The sequence below is a fragment of the Novosphingobium sp. genome, from assembly GCF_030696665.1.
Classification (GTDB): domain Bacteria; phylum Pseudomonadota; class Alphaproteobacteria; order Sphingomonadales; family Sphingomonadaceae; genus Novosphingobium.
Map to the genome: position 1 here is coordinate 245531 of NZ_JAUYRV010000046.1, position 16289 is coordinate 261819.

14 protein-coding genes are annotated in these 16289 nt (G+C 62.0%); 6 read left to right on the forward strand and 8 right to left on the reverse strand.

Annotation, left to right across the window (positions count from 1 at the left end; genetic code table 11):
• The first annotated feature begins 103 nt into the window (after nucleotides 1-103).
• From Q8R81_RS14060 to Q8R81_RS14075, 4 genes are read left to right on the forward strand one after another with little or no spacing between them, the layout of a single operon-like run.
• Nucleotides 104-883 (forward strand): hypothetical protein, encoded by a 780-nt coding sequence (locus Q8R81_RS14060; protein WP_305618834.1) that lies wholly within the window; start codon nucleotides 104-106, stop codon nucleotides 881-883.
• The gene (locus tag Q8R81_RS14065; RefSeq protein WP_371135374.1) at nucleotides 850-2655 is read left to right on the forward strand and encodes a lytic transglycosylase domain-containing protein; all 1806 of its coding nucleotides are present in this window, start codon (nucleotides 850-852) and stop codon (nucleotides 2653-2655) included. The genes Q8R81_RS14060 and Q8R81_RS14065 overlap by 34 nt, the downstream gene beginning before the upstream one ends.
• Nucleotides 2645-3172, forward strand: coding sequence for a molybdenum cofactor biosynthesis protein B (gene moaB, locus Q8R81_RS14070; RefSeq protein ID WP_305618838.1), 528 nt, complete (start codon nucleotides 2645-2647; stop codon nucleotides 3170-3172). Before Q8R81_RS14065 ends, moaB begins: the two co-directional genes overlap by 11 nt.
• A gap of 51 nt (nucleotides 3173-3223) precedes the next feature.
• Nucleotides 3224-4291 (forward strand): PA0069 family radical SAM protein, encoded by a 1068-nt coding sequence (locus Q8R81_RS14075; protein ID WP_305618840.1) that lies wholly within the window; start codon nucleotides 3224-3226, stop codon nucleotides 4289-4291.
• Between the two features lie 47 nt (nucleotides 4292-4338).
• On the opposite strand, the gene Q8R81_RS14080 is transcribed toward Q8R81_RS14075, so the two are convergent.
• The 8 genes from Q8R81_RS14080 to Q8R81_RS14115 all read right to left on the reverse strand — a co-directional run bounded on the left by Q8R81_RS14080 (nucleotide 4339) and on the right by Q8R81_RS14115 (nucleotide 13817).
• Complete coding sequence (locus Q8R81_RS14080; protein ID WP_305618842.1) at nucleotides 4339-5964, reverse strand: long-chain fatty acid--CoA ligase; 1626 nt, start codon at nucleotides 5962-5964, stop codon at nucleotides 4339-4341.
• A 21-nt stretch (nucleotides 5965-5985) separates the two neighbouring features.
• Nucleotides 5986-9576, reverse strand: a complete 3591-nt coding sequence (dnaE, locus tag Q8R81_RS14085; RefSeq protein WP_305618844.1) for a DNA polymerase III subunit alpha — start codon at nucleotides 9574-9576, stop codon at nucleotides 5986-5988.
• Nucleotides 9577-9748: 172 nt separating this feature from the next.
• A complete protein-coding gene (locus tag Q8R81_RS14090) occupies nucleotides 9749-10237 on the reverse strand; it encodes a glutathione peroxidase (protein WP_305618846.1) in 489 nt (162 codons plus the stop codon).
• Nucleotides 10234-10467, reverse strand: coding sequence for a hypothetical protein (locus Q8R81_RS14095; RefSeq protein ID WP_305618847.1), 234 nt, complete (start codon nucleotides 10465-10467; stop codon nucleotides 10234-10236). The genes Q8R81_RS14090 and Q8R81_RS14095 overlap by 4 nt, the downstream gene beginning before the upstream one ends.
• Before the next feature lie 64 nt (nucleotides 10468-10531).
• Nucleotides 10532-10795, reverse strand: a complete 264-nt coding sequence (locus Q8R81_RS14100) for a hypothetical protein (protein WP_305618848.1) — start codon at nucleotides 10793-10795, stop codon at nucleotides 10532-10534.
• Nucleotides 10796-10845: 50 nt separating this feature from the next.
• Nucleotides 10846-11535 (reverse strand): ABC transporter ATP-binding protein, encoded by a 690-nt coding sequence (locus tag Q8R81_RS14105; RefSeq protein WP_305618850.1) that lies wholly within the window; start codon nucleotides 11533-11535, stop codon nucleotides 10846-10848.
• Nucleotides 11528-12769: a lipoprotein-releasing ABC transporter permease subunit gene (locus Q8R81_RS14110; protein ID WP_305618852.1), complete on the reverse strand. Its 1242-nt coding sequence runs from the start codon at nucleotides 12767-12769 to the stop codon at nucleotides 11528-11530. Before Q8R81_RS14110 ends, Q8R81_RS14105 begins: the two co-directional genes overlap by 8 nt.
• Before the next feature lie 112 nt (nucleotides 12770-12881).
• On the reverse strand, nucleotides 12882-13817 hold the full coding sequence (locus Q8R81_RS14115; protein WP_305618854.1) for an MASE1 domain-containing protein: 936 nt from the start codon (nucleotides 13815-13817) through the stop codon (nucleotides 12882-12884).
• Between the two features lie 176 nt (nucleotides 13818-13993).
• On the opposite strand from Q8R81_RS14115, the gene purF reads away from it, so the two are divergent.
• Nucleotides 13994-15499, forward strand: coding sequence for an amidophosphoribosyltransferase (gene purF / locus Q8R81_RS14120; protein ID WP_305618856.1), 1506 nt, complete (start codon nucleotides 13994-13996; stop codon nucleotides 15497-15499).
• A gap of 7 nt (nucleotides 15500-15506) precedes the next feature.
• Nucleotides 15507-16208 carry an SDR family NAD(P)-dependent oxidoreductase gene (locus tag Q8R81_RS14125; RefSeq protein ID WP_371135375.1) on the forward strand — a complete coding sequence of 234 codons (702 nt, stop codon included), beginning with the start codon at nucleotides 15507-15509 and terminating at the stop codon, nucleotides 16206-16208.
• Nucleotides 16209-16289 lie beyond the last annotated feature (81 nt).

A 16289-nucleotide genomic window follows, 5' to 3' on the forward strand; every position in this document is an offset into this window, starting at 1 on the left:
CACTCCCGACTTCAGACTAATTGCGTGATTGAATTCCAATTGTGCCTTGAAAGAGGCTACCGGCAAGGTCAAGACCGCAAATTAGACTGTAAGGAAGCATAGGTTGCCCGATACCGCTAACCAGCAAAGCCCGGATTGGAGCGCTGCCGTAACGGCGGCCTTCGATTGGTGGCGCGATGCGGGGGTGGACCACGCGTTCATCGATGATCCCCAAGACTGGCTGGCGCAAGTGCGCGAAGTGCCTGACACGGCTGCTCCTGCCCCCGTGAAGCCCCTGCGCGAACTGTCCGCAGAGCGCAGCGATTCGCCGCAGATTGCCAAAGTTGCCGATAAGTCGGGCTGGCCGCAGTCGCTCGATGCCTTCGCCCCGTGGTGGCTGGCAGAGCCTGCACTCGCCCCGGCAGGCCTGCGTCGCCTGCCGCCTATCGGCCCTGTCGGTGCCGATCTGATGGTGCTGGTGCCAATGCCCTCAGCAGATGACACCGACGCCCTGCTCAGCGGCCGCGCCGGGCGCCTGCTGGACGGTATTCTTGCGGCGTCCGGGATTGACCGTGCGCAGACTTATCTTGCCTCCGCCCTGCCCGCGCATGTTCCCATGCCCGATTGGCACATGTTCAACACCGCCGGACTTGGCGATGTCCTTTTGCATCACATTGCCCTTGTCGCGCCGCAACGGTTGCTGATTTTGGGCATATCAAGCATTTCAACGCTTCTCGGCCACGATCCGCCGAATATGGCTCTAAGTTTACGCGGTATTAATCAAGAGAGTTCACCAATCGCCGCCTTGCCGGCGTGGGATCTTGAGGCCATGCTGACGCGTCCCGCCCTCAAAGCGGGATTTTGGAGCAGATGGCTCGAATGGACAGGAACGGAAACGGTTTGAAACTGGGACGCGCCACAAAGTTGACGCTGGTCGCGCTGGTAGCGTCGACCGCTGCACTTTCCGCAGTGCCCGCACAGGCCAACAGCGCCGCCGTGGATTACTTCAGGGGCCGTGCCGCCCGCACCGCTGTGCCAACGCTCCTCAGCGCCGATGACCGCGGCTATTACAAATCGCTGTTCTCGGCGATTGAGCAGGAAGACTGGACCAAGGTTCAGGCCATGTTCTCCCAGCGCAGCGATGGCCCGCTCCATACCGTCGCCCGCTCGCAATACATTCTCGCCGCCACTTCGCCAAAAGCGGAACTCGCGCCGATCACCGAAGTCCTTACCCGCGCGCCCGATCTGCCTTGGGCCGAACAGCTTGGCCGCCTCGCACTAAAGCGCGGCGCGAGCGAACTTCCAGACCTTCCGCAATCGCAGCGCTTCGTCTCGCTGCCCAACGTGTCCAAGCGCATCCGCCCACGCTCGATCAGCGATGGCACGATGCCCGCCAGCGTGTCAGACGCCATACAGGACCGCATCAAATTCGATGATCCTGTCGGCGCGCGCCTTTTGCTCGATGGCATCGACGCCACCCTATCCTCCGATGCCCGCGCCGAATGGCGGCAGAAGATCGGCTGGGCCTTCTATATCGAGAATGATGACGCCACCGCCCGCGCCATCGCGCTCAGCGCTACCGAAGGCACCGGCCCGTGGGTTTCTGAAGCACACTGGACCGCAGGCCTCGCCAGCTTCCGCCTCGGCGATTGCCTCGCTGCTGCAGATTCGTTCGAAAAATCCGCCGGGTCTGCGCACAACGATGAACTGGCCTCTGCGGCTCATTATTGGGCAAGCCGCGCCTGGACGCGCTGCCGCAAGCCGGAAAAAGTCTCGTCTGCATTGCGCAGCGCCTCACGCTTCCGCGATACGCTCTATGGCATGATGGCGGTCGAAGCACTCGGCATGCGTGAAAGCCAGCCCTCTGCCGCACCCGATTTTTCGACCAACGATTGGCAATCACTGCGCGATGTGCCGAACATTCGCACCGCCGTGCAACTTGCCGAGATCGGCGAGGACGGCCTTGCCGACGAAGTGCTGCGCCATCAGGCGCGGATCGGAAATCCTGGCCAGTATGCTCCGCTCTCGCGCCTCGCCCGCGATCTGGGCCTGCCATCAACACAGCTTTGGATGGCCTACAATGCACCGTCTGGTGCGCGTCCGGATGAAGCCGCTCGCTTCCCCGCGCCAAAATGGACGCCGACCACTGGCTGGAAAGTCGACCCCGCCCTTCTGTTCGCACACTCCCTGCAGGAATCGAACTTCCGCACGTCTGTCACCAGCCCCGCTGGTGCCAAGGGCCTGATGCAACTGCGCCCCGGCACCGCGCGCGATATGTCCAAGGTCGAACCGATGATGGCCGGGCGCGACAAGCAGCTTGATCTGCCCGACGTGAACCTCGCCTTCGGCCAGCAATATCTCCAGCACTTGCGCGATAATGACGCCACGCAAGGCCTGCTGCCCAAGGTCATGGCCGCCTACAACGCCGGACCGCTGCCGATCAGCCGCTGGAACACCGAAATTCGCGGTGGCACTGATCCGTTGCTCTGGATGGAATCGATCCCTTACTGGGAAACGCGCGGATACGTCGCCATCGTCATGCGCAATTACTGGATGTATGAGCGGCAGGCGGGCGGCCCTTCGGAAAGCCGGATTGGCCTCGTTCAGGGAATGTGGCCGAAGTTTCCGGGGCTTGCCGGGTCTGAAAATGTTAGGATAGCATCGCGTGGCAATTGACACCTCGCGTGAGTTCAAGCCCGTCAACATCGCCCTGCTCACCGTTTCCGACACGCGCGGCCCCGACGAAGACACGTCAGGTGACATTCTGGCCGAACGCGTCAAGGCCAAGGGTCACCGTCTGGTCGCCCGCGCGATGGAGAAGGACGAGGCTGACCGCATCGTCAATCGTCTCAACAACTGGATCGATGATCGCGGTGTCGATGCCGTGGTCATCACCGGAGGCACTGGCCTGACCGGGCGCGACGTGACACCCGAAGCGCTGGAGCGCGTGAAAACGCGCGACATTCCGGGCTTTGGCGAACTGTTCCGTTGGCTTTCGTTCAAGACCATCGGCACCAGCACAATCCAGTCCCGCGCCTGCGCCGTCGTCGCACGCGGCACTTATATCTTCGCACTTCCCGGCTCGACCGGCGCGGTCAAGGATGGCTGGGACGGTATCCTCGATGAACAACTCGACAGCCGCAACCGCCCCTGCAATTTTGTAGAACTGATGCCAAGGCTGCTGGAAAAGTAGGCTTTTTCACGCACACTTGCACTATCGTTCCGCTTATGTTCTAATCCTGCCATGTCCATTCACGGCAGAGGTGCGCAATCGGCCCAGGTGCCCACCCGCTTCGGCCTCGCCACGCGTGAGGCTGACGGCGACTGGCTGGACGCGCGCGGGGAAATCGACGGTCCCGGCCCCAAGCTGCGCACCACCGTCACCGAAGAACACCCGCGCTCAATCCTCAGCTTCAACCAATCGCCCGACATTCCCTTCGACCGCTCGGTCAACGCCTATCGCGGCTGCGAACACGGCTGCGTCTATTGTTACGCCCGCCCCAGCCACGCCTTCCACGATCTGTCCCCCGGCCTCGATTTCGAAACCAAACTTTTCGCAAAGCCCGATGCGGCAAGGCTTTTGCGCGAGACGCTGGCGAAAAGGAGCTACACTCCGGCCCCCATCGCGATGGGCACCAACACCGACCCGTACCAGCCCATAGAGGGGCGCTACCGTATCACGCGGCAGGTGCTGGAACTCTGCCTTGAACTGCGCCATCCCGTTACGATCACCACAAAATCCGCCCGCGTGCTTGATGATCTGGACCTGCTGGCCGAACTCGCCAAACATCGGCTGACGGCTGTCGGAATATCGGTCACCAGCCTTGATCCGCGCCTGTCCGGCTTGCTCGAACCGCGCGCATCATCGCCCCCCAAACGACTGGATGCGCTGGAAAAACTGGTGAGCGCCGGAGTCCCCACCCACGTCTCGGTCGCCCCGGTCGTCCCCGCGATCACTGACCACTTCATCGAAGCCATCCTCGAAGCCGCCGCCCAGCGCGGCGTCCGCTCCGCGGGTTGGATCATGCTGCGCCTCCCCCATGAAGTCGCCCCGCTGTTCCGAGAGTGGTTGGACACGCACTTCCCGGATCGCGCCGGGAAGGTCATGTCCATCGTCCAGCAGGTGCGCGGCGGGAAGGACAACGACGCGCAGTTTTTCACCCGGATGAAACCGCAAGGCACCTGGGCCGATCTCATCCGCACCCGTTACCGCATCGCCTGCCGCAAACACGGTATCGGCAAGGCCCATGTTGACCTTGATTGCACGCAGTTCAAAAAACCCAGCGCTGACGGACAGTTAGACCTGTTTTAGGGCGCGTTGGTGTCACTTAGGTGCAGTTAGGTGCATCTAGGTGCACTTCAGACAACCTCGCTCCAGCTGTACTCCCGGAACTGTTCGCGCAGGTCTTTTTTGCTTATTTTTCCGGTGCCTGTGTGCGGAATCTGGTCCACGAAAGCCACCGCATCGGGCACCCACCACTTCGCCACGTGCTGCATCAGGAAAGCACGGATATCATCCTGCGAAACATCCATCCCCGGCTTGCGCACAACCACCAGCAAGGGCCGCTCATCCCACTTGGGATGGTGCACGCCGATCGCCGCAGCCTCAGCCACAGCAGGGTGCCCCACGGCGGCGTTTTCCAGTTCGACCGAGCTGATCCATTCGCCACCAGACTTGATCACGTCCTTGGTCCGGTCAGTCAGTTGCAGCGTGCCATCAGGATGAATCAGCCCGACATCGCCGGTATCGAACCATTGCCCCGCCACCACAGCGTCGGCCTCGGCCTTGAAGTAGCGCTTGACCACCCACGGCCCGCGTACTTGCAGCGCGCCCGATGTAAGTCCATCGCGCGGCAGGACTTTTTCGGGATCGTCCAGATCGACGCAGCGGATTTCCACGCCGAACGGCGGCCGCCCCTGCATCGCCTTCACGCTGACCTGCTCGTCAAAAGAAAGCTCGTCCCAATCCCACGTTTCCGCGCCGGTCGTGCCGATAGGCGAAGTTTCCGTCATGCCCCATGCGTGCGCCACGCGGCAGCCTGCGCGCATGAAACGTTCAATCATCGCGCGGGGCATGGCCGAACCGCCGCAGACGACGGTTTTGAGGCTTTGCGGAATTTCCGTGCCAGTAGATTCAACGTGTTGCAGCAGCGCCAGCCACACCGTCGGCACGCCAGCCGAGCAGGTAACCTTCTCGCGGTTCATCAATTCGCACAGGACGGCGCCTTCATTCACCGCCGAATAGACGAACTTCGCGCCCGCCGCCGCGCCCGCCCAAGGCAGACCCCAACTGGCGGCGTGGAACATCGGCACGATCGGCAGCATGACCGAGCGGCAATCCATGCCGAACACCGGCGGGCTGATCGCGCTCAACGCATGGAGCATGGTCGAGCGGTGTTCGTAGAGCACGCCCTTGGGGTTGCCGGTGGTGCCGCTGGTGTAGCAGAGCATGCATGGGTCGCGCTCATCGCCATCGTACCATTCGGCCTGCCCGTCTTCGGCGCTGATCCATTCCTCGAAGTGAAGCGCAGGCTCGCTGCTGTCATAACAGATGTAGTGCTCAACCGTTGGCCAAAGGGGCTTCATGCGTTCGACAATCGGTGCCCACACTTTGTCGAACAGCATCACCCGGTCTTCGGCGTGATTGACGATATATTGGAGCTGATCGTCAAACAGGCGCGGGTTGAGCGTGTGGAGAATGCCGCCTGCGCCAACCGCGCCGTACCATGAAACGAGGTGGCGGTGGTGGTTCATCGCCAGCGTGGCAATGCGATCTCCGGGCTGCACGCCCAGCTTGCGCAAGGCTTGCGTCATGCGCAGGGCATCGTGACGGATGCCTGCCCAATTGGTGCGCGTTTCGCTGCCATCGGCCCAGCGGCTGACGATTTCGCGCGCGCCATGTTCGCGCGCGGCGTGATCGATCAGGTGGGTTACCCGCAGCTTCCAATCCTGCATTGCGCCCAGACTTTGGCCAAGCTGCTGCATATTCTCTCTCCCGATTGGCGTCTATTCGACGAGCCGCAGATGCCTTTCCGGTCTTGCGGTCAGCGCTACATTGGCAAGGCCTTCTATCGGAATCAATCGTTCGATTAAGTCACTGTCCAGTTTAAAATCATTGCCGAGCCGCACGAGCGGTTCTTTCGGCCCGCCAGTGCGCAGGCGCGCGAAGACTTCACCCTTGGCACCCTCCCCGCGCGGCAGGAGCAGAGCGAGTTCGGCGATGGCTTGCGGATTACTGACATCAAGCTTCAGCTGCATCTGCGAGGCACTGCTGACGGAGGCCAACGGCCTTGCGCCACGGACGGTGATGCGCGGCGGCTCATCCGGGTTGGGTCGGTCAAGTTCCACATTCAGCAGCACGCAAGTGCCGTCCTTTGCCCATTGCTGGAACGGCTCGACCAGCGATTCTTCAAAGCAGGAGGCCGTGAACAGACCCGAATTGTCGGAGAAGTCGGCCATGACGAAGTCCTTGCCCTTCTTCGTCTTGCGCTTCTGCACGTTTTCAACGAGCGCCGCCATAACGGCCCCGGAACGTCCGCCGGGTTCTCCGGTGCCGGTCATCAGGCTGCCATAGGACCGCGCGCCATTGGCCGAGGCGACGGCGCGGTATTCCTCCACCGGATGCGCGGCGAAATAGAAGCCGAAGTTCTCGCGCTCTGCCGCCATCTGGTCGGCCCGACTCCAGGGTTTGGCTTCGGCAAGCCGCGTGGCGGGGGCTGCGTGATCATCTCCGCCAAACAAGCCACCCTGCCCCGATGTGCGCGACCGGGCAGCTTCATCGGCCACGGCCATCAGCAGTTCGCCATTGGCGATGACTTGCGCGCGGTTTGGCGCAAGGCCATCAAGCGCACCGCCAGCCGCCAGTGCTTCCAACTGGCGACGGTTCATTGATCCTGCGGGGATGCGTTTGAACAGATCGTCGAGCGAGGTAAACGGGCCATTGGCTTCCCGCTCGGCCACGATCTGCTCCATCGCCTTTTCACCGACATTGCGCAGGCCCGCGAGTGCATAGCGCACCGCAAAGCCATCGCTGGTGCGCTCGACCGTGTATTCGGCTTCGGAATGATTGATGTCCGGCCCCGCCAGCGCGACGCCATTGCGGCGCATGTCATCCACGAAGATCGAAAGCTTTTCCGACTGGTGCATGTCGAAGCACATCGAGGCCGCGTAGAATTCGTGCGGGTAGTGCGTTTTCAACCACGCCGTCTGGTAAGCGAGCAGCGCGTAGGCAGCGGCGTGGGATTTGTTGAAGCCGTAGCCTGCGAACTTGTCGATCAAATCGAACAGTTCGTTGGCCTTGGCCTTTTCAATGCCGGACACGGTCTTGCAGCCATCGGCGAACCGCTGGCGCTGCGCATCCATTTCCTTCTGGTCCTTCTTGCCCATCGCGCGGCGCAAAAGGTCTGCATCGCCGAGCGAGTATCCAGCGAGGATCTGCGCGGCCTGCATCACCTGTTCCTGATAGACGAAGATCCCGTATGTCTCTGACAGGATGCCCGCCAGCTTTTCATGCGGATATTCAATGCTTTCCAGCCCGTTCTTGCGGCGGCCGAACAGCGGGATGTTGTCCATCGGGCCGGGACGGTAGAGCGAGACGAGCGCGATGATGTCACCGAAGTTGGTGGGCTTCACCGCTGCCAGCGTGCGGCGCATGCCTTCGGATTCAAGCTGGAACACGCCGACGGTATCGCCCGATTGCAGCAGCTTGTAGGTCTGTTCATCGTCCCACGCCAGCGCGGACAGGTCGATCTCGATGCCGCGCTTGCCCATCAGGTCCACGGCTTTGCGCAGCACGGACAGCGTTTTCAGGCCGAGGAAGTCGAACTTGACGAGGCCCGCATCCTCGACATGCTTCATATCGAACTGCGTGACCGGCATGTCCGAACGTGGATCGCGGTAGAGCGGCACGAGCTGCGCCAGCGGGCGGTCACCGATCACCACGCCTGCCGCGTGGGTGGAGCTGTTGCGCGGCAGGCCTTCCAGCTGCATCGCAAGGTCGATGAGGCGTTTGACCTCAGGGTCGCGGTCGTACTCACGCTTCAGCTCCAGCACGCCATTCAGCGCGCGCGGGAGCGGCCAGGGGTCGGTTGGGTGGTTGGGCACCATCTTGCACAGGCGGTCGGTCTGCCCATAGCTCATCTGCAGGATGCGGCCGGTATCGCGCAGCACGGCGCGGGCCTTGAGCTTGCCGAAGGTGATGATCTGGGCGACGTGGTCCAGCCCGTATTTGCGTTGGACGTAGCGGATCACTTCGCCGCGCCGCGTTTCGCAGAAGTCGATATCGAAGTCTGGCATGGAAACGCGTTCGGGGTTGAGGAAGCGTTCGAACAGCAGGCCAAGCTTGATCGGATCAAGGTCTGTAATGGTCAGCGCCCATGCCACCAGCGACCCTGCGCCCGATCCGCGCCCCGGCCCCACCGGAATGCCCTGATCCTTGGCCCATTTGATGAAATCGGCCACGATCAGGAAGTAGCCGCCGAAGCCCATACGGTTGATGATACCAACTTCGAATTCTAGCCGGTCACGGTAGCTGATGACCTCTTCCCATACGCCTGCGACGTTGAGTTGCGGGTAATCGGCGGCATCAGGCTGGGCATCGGGACCGAGGCACAGCAGGCGTTCGAGTTCGACGTGGGCGGCTTCGGGGTAATACGGCAGCAGCCGCAGGACGAGGCCCTTTCGGCTGTCCGCCGCGCACATCCGCGCCTCGCCTTCCTGATCGCCGGCAAGGCTGGGCAGGATCGGCTTGCGCTTGGGCGGCATGACCGCGCAGCGCTGCGCCACGACGAGCGTATTGGCGATGGCTTCGGGAAGATCCTTGAACAGTTCCTCCATCACCTCGGCAGGCTTGATCCACCATTCCTTGCTGGAACGCGGACGATCAGTGCTGTCGACGTGGGTGGAACTGGCGATGCAGAGCATGGCATCGTGCGCATCGTAAAAGCTGCGGTCGGCAAAGCGCGCAGGATTGGTGGCCACCAGCGGCAGATCGCGGGCATAGGCGAGGTCGATCAGCGCTTCTTCGGCAGCTTCTTCCTGCGCATCGTTGCGGCGGGCGACTTCGATGTAAAGGCGCTGGGGGAACAGTTCCTGCAGCCGGTCGAGATAAGCCTCGGCGGCGGCCTGCTGGCTTCCGGCGAGCAATTGCACCAGTGCGCCTTCTCCGGCGGCAGTCAGGCAGATCAGGCCATCGGTGTGGCCGACAAGGTCTGCCAGCACGACATGGGCTTCGAATTCGAGCGGGCGATCCAGATGCGCGCGGCTGACGAGGTGGCAGAGATTATCGTAGCCGGCGGAATCCTGCGCATAGAGCGCCAGCCAGTCAATCGTCGGGGCGGCGGGGCCGAAGCCGGTGGCTGCACCATCGCGATCCGGGCGGGCGACGGCGAGCATCGTGCCGATGACCGGCTGCACGCCCATATCCTTGCACGCCTTGGCATAGGCGACGCTGCCGTAGAGGCCGTTGCGGTCGGTAATGGCGGCAGCGGGGAAGCCGCGTTCTGCCGCCGTTTTGGCGATGGCCTTCGGATCAATCGCGCCATCGAGCATCGTGTAGGAGGAGAAGATGCGAAGCGGGACGAATTGGGCGTGGGGCATGGTCTGCAAGGTAGCAACTTGCGGAGCGATTCAGGAGGGGGGAGTGGCAATCATCCCCAACTGTTTCAGGACGAATTGCGTCCCCGCGAAGGCGGGGACCTTGGTGGTGTTGTGGAACCTCACGTAAAACGACTGAGGCCCCCGCCTTCGCGGGGGAGCAGGTTGGCTGAAATCAGAGCAGCTTTTCGATGTCCTTGGCGATGCTTTCCGGCTTGTCCGTCGGGGCATAGCGGCGGACGACCTTGCCATCGCGGCCGATCAGGAACTTGGTGAAGTTCCACTTCACTGCCTTGGTGCCAAGCACCCCGGGTGCCTCTTTCTTGAGCCAGTCATACAACGGGTCGGCACTATCGCCATTGACGTCGATCTTGGCCATCAGCGGGAAGCTCAGGCCGAAGTTGACCTTGCAGAAGCTTTCGATCTCTTCCGCCGACCCGGGTTCCTGACCGCCAAACTGATTGCAGGGAAAGGCGAGGACTTCGAAGCCTTTGTCGCCGTAGTCCTTCCACAGCTTTTCAAGGCCATCGTATTGCGGGGTGAACCCGCATTTGGAGGCCGTGTTGACGACCAGCAGGACTTTGCCCACTTTCTCGGACAGGTCGATCATCTCGCCGTTGGGCTTCTTTGCCTTGAAATCGGCGATGGTGGTGGGTTCGGTCATGTCAGGCCCTCCTGCTTGGCGAGTTCGAGCATTTCGGTGACGTTGAGCGATTTGCCCCCGCTTACGTCAAGTACCAAGCGGGCGCGGCGGCTGGCGTCCATTGAGGCTACGTCTGCGACAAGATCGCGCAATGGGCCTTTTTTCAGCACACTGAAATTGTACTGCATTTCCGAACCCGCGTCGTCGCGCTCGTGCAGTGTCGCCTCGGCATTCCAATCAAGACCAGACATGAATTCTCCCCTTGTTGTGCAAATGGTTCGCACGACAAGGGGAGCGGATCAACGGTAAATCGGGTCAGGCCGGAAAGTCGTCCCGGTGCGCAAGGCTGGCTATTTCGGCAGCGGAATACTGGCGGTCGCCGCTCTTTTCGATGACGAGCGTTGCGCGTTCGCTTTCGGGCATGCGGCTCACCAAGCGGACCATTTCAGCGAAAGTGCCGGAATGGAGCGAGGCGAAGCCATGGAAGACGCCGTCAGCGGCCTCACGGCGAATGACGGTGGCATGGTCTGACCAGAAGGAAGCGGCATCGGCAGCTTCGGCGCGGATCGTGGTGTTCATGGGGACGATCTCCTTTGCGCTGTGAAACGCGCGAAGGAGACCTTGTATCCCTATTCCAGCACGCCTTCGTGCAGACGCACAACGCGGTCCATGCGCAGGGCAAGGCGTTCGTTGTGGGTGGCGATCAGGGCGGAGCTGCCCTCACCCCGGACGAGCTTGAGAAATTCTTCAAGCACACGGTCGGCCGTGGCTTCATCAAGGTTGCCGGTGGGTTCGTCTGCCAACACCAGTTCGGGGCTGTTGGCGAGCGCGCGGGCAACGGCCACACGCTGCTGCTCGCCGCCGGAAAGCTGGCTGGGGCGGTGGTCGAGACGTTGGGCGAGGCCGAGCGCGGTGAGCAGTTCGGTGGCGCGGGCGTCAGCTTCGGCGCGTGTCTTGCCGGCGACCATCTGTGGCAGGACCACGTTCTCCATCGCGTTGAAATCAGGCAGAAGGTGGTGGAACTGGTACACGAAGCCGAGGTGATCGCGGCGCAGCGTGGTGCGGGCATCGCCTGAAAGCTCGGACGCTCTCGTGCCCGCAATCTCGATCAGGCCGGAAAAGCCGCCTTCGAGCAGGCCGATGGCTTGCAGCATGGTGGACTTGCCCGAGCCGGAGGGGCCGAGCAGCGCGACGATTTCACCGGGCTGAATGTCAAGATTGACGCCGCGCAGCACGTCGATGGTCACGCCGCCCTGGCTGAACGAGCGGCGCAGGTCTTTGAGGCGGACTACGGGGTTTTTGGCCACTGGATCACTCATAACGCAGCACCTGAACGGGGTCCGTGCTCGCGGCCTTGAGTGCCGGGTAGAGCGTGGCGAGGAAGGAGAACAGCAGGGCCATCAGGCAGATGGTGGTGATCTCTACCGGATCAGACCGACTGGGCAGTTCGGTGAGGAAGCGGATCGAGGGATCCCAGAGGTTCTGCCCGGTTATCCACTGCACCGCGTTGACGATGGGCTGGCGGAAGAACAGGAAGACGAACCCAAGTCCAAGGCCGGACAGAGTGCCCAGAGCGCCGATCACGAAGCCGATGGTCACGAAAATCTTGAGCAGGCTTTTCCGCGTCGCTCCCATCGTGCGCAGGATCGCAATGTCCCGCGTTTTGGCGCGGACCAGCATGATCAGCGACGACAGAATGTTGAACACGGCCACCAGCACGATGATCGACAGCACGATGAACATGGCAACGCGCTCTACCGCCAGAGCCTCGAACAGGCTGGCGTTGATCGTCTTCCAGTCGGTGACGACGGCGACGCCTTCAAGCTGCTTGGTGATGGGGGCAAGCGTTTGCGAGACGGTATCGGCGTTGGTGGTGGTCACCTCGATCATGCCGATGGAATCGCCGGTCAGCAGCAGCGTTTGTGCATCGGATATGGGCATGACGACATAGGCGTTGTCGTAGTCATAGACGCCGACTTCAAAGATTGCCGCGACCACATAGCCGATTTCACGCGGGACGGTGCCGAACGGGGTGGCGCGGCCCTGCGGGTTGATGATGGTGATGGTATCGCCCACCCGCGCACCAAGGTTCTGGGCAAGGCGTGAACCGAGTGCGATGTTGCCCGAGGCGGGGCGGAGCGAAGCAATCACACCATCGACGCGCTTGTCCTCAAGCCGTTTGATATCGCCATCGGTATTGCCGCGCACCAGCACGGCTTCGACACGACCGTTGAAGCTGGCGAGCAGGGGCTGTTCGATCAGCGGCGAGGCGTGGGTGACGCCGGGTGTGGCTTCCACCTTCTTCAGGATGTCCTGCCAGTTTTCCAAGCGTCCGCCATAAGCCTGAATGATCGCGTGGCCATTGAGCCCCACGATCTTGTCGAGCAGTTCGGCGCGAAAGCCGTTCATCACGCTCATCACGATGACAAGGGCAGCCACCCCAAGCATGACCGCAACAAGGCTGATCCCGGCGACGAGGGCGATGAACGCCTCTCCCCTGCCCGGCAGCATGTAGCGCTTGGCGATGGTCCATTCGAAAGGAGAGAGGATCAAGCAGCGGCCCTTTGGAAACGGTTTGCCGATTGCGCGCACGGAGCGACGCTGGCGGTTGCCGATGTAGGGGCATGCTGCGCAAACGGCAATGGGCAGCAATGCTCGCCGCCCGTCACGCCACCGGGCGCTGGCTTTCCAGTTCGGCAATGCGTGCTCGCATCTTGCGCATCTCCAGCACGCGTTTTGCCCGTTCGCATTGCAACGGCAGGGATGTGAGGACGGTTACTGCCACATAGAGCTGGAAGAACTGCAGCCGATCCCCCATCGACCAGTCCATCGCAGCGATTGGCCCCTGCCCCGTGAACGTCATCGATCCACCAATCAGCATCAGCAGGACCGGCAACAGCATCAGGATAGCGCTGGGCTGGGTTGCCGCGCAAACGACGATATAGATTAACGGAAAGACGAGCAGCGGACGCATATCCAGTGAGAACGCGGTCACCGTTACCAAGATGAACGCACCAACCACAAGCGTAGCCTGCGGAAGCATTTCGCGCGGGGGCAGGAAGCTTCGGCCACGCCCAAGGCGGCTGTATATGAAGTGAAACACCGGCAGACAGGCGAGCAGACCGAGCGAATGCCCGATAATCCAGCGGGTGAAGTTTTCGACCACTGGCTGATCGTAGATCAACCATGCGGTGAAAGCGCCAGCAGCTCCCGACAGCAGTGGGACCGTCAGGACGATGCCGACATAGAATGATGCGACCCATTCGAGCGTTTCGAAAGGCCAGAAGGCCTTGGTTATGCGCCGCCAGATTACAGCCGCGCTGGCCGCTTCGAAAATGTTGATGATAGCCAGCGGCAGTGCCGCCCCCCAACCGAAACCCCACAGCCCGGTTGCCAGGCCGCTGGCCGCCGCACTGCTGATGAGCCACGGTGTCCAACGGTGTTCAGGCAAATGCAGCAGTCGCCCGGCCAGCATGGCACTGGCGATCCACACCATCGCCACGCCGCCGGTAAATCGGGCAAACGAGACTGAGCACGCCGCCAGCGCAAGATAGGTCAGCGCAACTCCGGCGGGACAGGCAAGAAATCGAGCAAGGCGCATTTTGCGTGGATGAACGATTTTGATTAAGATTTCACATCTTGGGCGCTGTCGCGGGTATGCCATCCCGTTGAGCTACAGCGCCCCACAACCTTGCACTTGCCATTGTGGGCAAACGTCGCCATTTGAGCGCCAGCAATTGGCCGGCGCGTATGCGCCCATGCGAGTCCACGGGACCAATGACATCAAATAGCGATTTTTTCGACGCCACGCCGTGGGATGTTGGGCCAGCGCACAGCGACGGCGATGACGACAAGCTGCGCGAAGAGTGCGGCATTTTCGGCGTACTCGGCGTTCGTGACGCTGCGGCGACAGTTGCGCTGGGCCTCCACGCGCTGCAGCATCGCGGGCAGGAAGCCGTTGGCATCACCAGCTTTGACGGGCAGGAGTTCTATTCGCGCAAGGGCATTGGCCACGTTGCTGCGAATTTCTCCACCGGATCAGCCATAGCTGAACTGCCCGGTGTGATGGCATCGGGCCACGTGCGCTACTCCACCACGGGTGGCGCGGGCCTCCGCAACGTGCAGCCGCTGTTTGCCGATCTTGCATCGGGCGGCTTTTCCATCGCGCACAATGGCAACATCTCGAACGCGATGTTCCTGAAGCGCGATCTGGTGCGCAAGGGCGCGATTTTCCAGTCGACATCAGACACCGAGGTGATCATTCACCTTGTGGCGACAAGCCGTTACCCGACGCTGCTCGATCGCTTTGTCGATGCACTGCGCCTGGTCGAAGGCGCCTATTCGCTGATCTGCATGACGCCGCAGGGCATGATCGCCTGCCGCGACCCCATCGGCATCCGTCCGCTGGTGATGGGCAAGCTGGGCGATGCTATCGTGTTCGCCAGCGAAACCGTGGCCTTGGACGTGGTTGGTGCAGATTTTGTCCGCGAAGTGGAGCCGGGCGAGCTGATTCAGGTCGATCTTGACGGCAAGCTCAGCAGCCATCGTCCCTTCGGCACACCCGATGCGCGGCCATGCATCTTTGAACACGTCTATTTCAGCCGCCCGGATTCGGTCATGGGCGGGCACTCGGTCTATCAGGTGCGCAAGGCCATTGGCGAGCAGCTGGCGATTGAAAGCCCTGCTGACGCCGATCTGGTGATCCCGGTGCCCGACAGCGGCGTTCCTGCAGCGCTTGGCTATGCCCAGCAGTCCGGCATTCCGTTCGAGCTTGGCATTATCCGGTCGCACTATGTTGGCCGGACATTCATCCAACCCTCGGATGGCGCACGCAACGCCGACGTGAAGCGCAAGCACAACGCAAACCGCGCACTTGTGGCGGGCAAGCGGATCGTGCTGATCGACGATTCGATCGTGCGCGGCACCACCAGCCTCAAGATCGTGCAGATGATGCGCGATGCGGGCGCAGCCGAAGTCCACATGCGCATCGCCAGCCCGCCGACCGAGCATTCGTGCTTTTACGGTGTCGACACGCCCGAGCGTTCAAAACTGCTTGCAGCGCGCATGGACGTGGCGGCGATGGCCGAGTTCATTCATGCCGACAGCCTTGCCTTCGTTTCCATCGACGGGCTTTACCGTGCCGTGGGCGAGACCGAACGCAACAAGGCGCGGCCGCAGTATTGCGATGCCTGCTTCAGCGGCGAATACCCCACGCGGCTGACCGACATGGCTGAGCGCGACAATCCTGATCAGCTTTCGCTCCCGGTCGGCAAGGTTGCCTGACATGAGCATGACCGGCCAGACCGCACTGGTTACCGGTGCAAGCCGGGGCATTGGCGCGGCAACCGCCAAAGCACTGGCTGCTGCGGGCGTACACGTGATCCTTGTGGCGCGTAGTGCCAAGGAACTGGAGAAGATCGAGGAAGAGATCTTCGATGCAGGCGGCAGCGCCACGATTGCGCCGGTCGATCTGGCCGAGCCGGACGGTATCGCCCGCCTCGCCACTGCTATTTCGGGACGCTGGACGGCGTTGGACGTGCTGGTCATCAATGCCGCCGCTTTTCCCACGCTCACGCCGGTTTGGCAGATCGATGCGCGCGAATTCAATCAGGCGCTGACGCTGAATGTGCTGGCAACGCAGGCCCTGCTCGCCGGGTTTGACGGTATGCTGCGCAAAAGCAAGGACGCCCGAGTTATCGGCGTGACCAGCAGCGTGGGAGCCAGCCCGCGCGCCTATTGGGGTGCCTATGGCGCGTCCAAGGCAGCGTTTGACACTCTGCTCAATTGCTATGCGCAGGAAGTGCGCAATACCGCATCGATCCGCGTGGCTGTGGTCGATCCCGGCGCAACCCGTACCAAGATGCGCGCCAAGGCCTATCCGGGCGAAAATCCTGACAGCGTGAAGCCACCGGAAGCGGTGGCTGACGCCATCGTGGCGCTTCTTGGTGAACAGTTTGCCAGTCCACACCGCATCCGCGTTAACCAGGATTGATAACGCACAATTAACAAGCAGGGCCGATTCTTGACGTCGGTTTGCCGGACAGTTTCCGGCAAGCAGATGACGTCAACGGGT

What these genes read in the sequence shown, in the direction of transcription:
- Q8R81_RS14095 (WP_305618847.1), bottom strand. Translation starts at nt 10,467, where the DNA reads ATGTCTGGTCTTGATTGGAATGCCGAGGCGACACTGCACGAGCGCGAC.
- purF (WP_305618856.1), top strand. Translation starts at nt 13,994, where the DNA reads ATGACATCAAATAGCGATTTTTTCGACGCCACGCCGTGGGATGTTGGG.
- Q8R81_RS14065 (WP_371135374.1), top strand. Translation starts at nt 850, where the DNA reads ATGGCTCGAATGGACAGGAACGGAAACGGTTTGAAACTGGGACGCGCC.
- Q8R81_RS14080 (WP_305618842.1), bottom strand. Translation starts at nt 5,964, where the DNA reads ATGCAGCAGCTTGGCCAAAGTCTGGGCGCAATGCAGGATTGGAAGCTG.
- Q8R81_RS14090 (WP_305618846.1), bottom strand. Translation starts at nt 10,237, where the DNA reads ATGACCGAACCCACCACCATCGCCGATTTCAAGGCAAAGAAGCCCAAC.
- Q8R81_RS14125 (WP_371135375.1), top strand. Translation starts at nt 15,507, where the DNA reads ATGACCGGCCAGACCGCACTGGTTACCGGTGCAAGCCGGGGCATTGGC.
- dnaE (WP_305618844.1), bottom strand. Translation starts at nt 9,576, where the DNA reads ATGCCCCACGCCCAATTCGTCCCGCTTCGCATCTTCTCCTCCTACACG.
- Q8R81_RS14100 (WP_305618848.1), bottom strand. Translation starts at nt 10,795, where the DNA reads ATGAACACCACGATCCGCGCCGAAGCTGCCGATGCCGCTTCCTTCTGG.
- Q8R81_RS14075 (WP_305618840.1), top strand. Translation starts at nt 3,224, where the DNA reads ATGTCCATTCACGGCAGAGGTGCGCAATCGGCCCAGGTGCCCACCCGC.
- Q8R81_RS14115 (WP_305618854.1), bottom strand. Translation starts at nt 13,817, where the DNA reads ATGCGCCTTGCTCGATTTCTTGCCTGTCCCGCCGGAGTTGCGCTGACC.
- Q8R81_RS14105 (WP_305618850.1), bottom strand. Translation starts at nt 11,535, where the DNA reads ATGAGTGATCCAGTGGCCAAAAACCCCGTAGTCCGCCTCAAAGACCTG.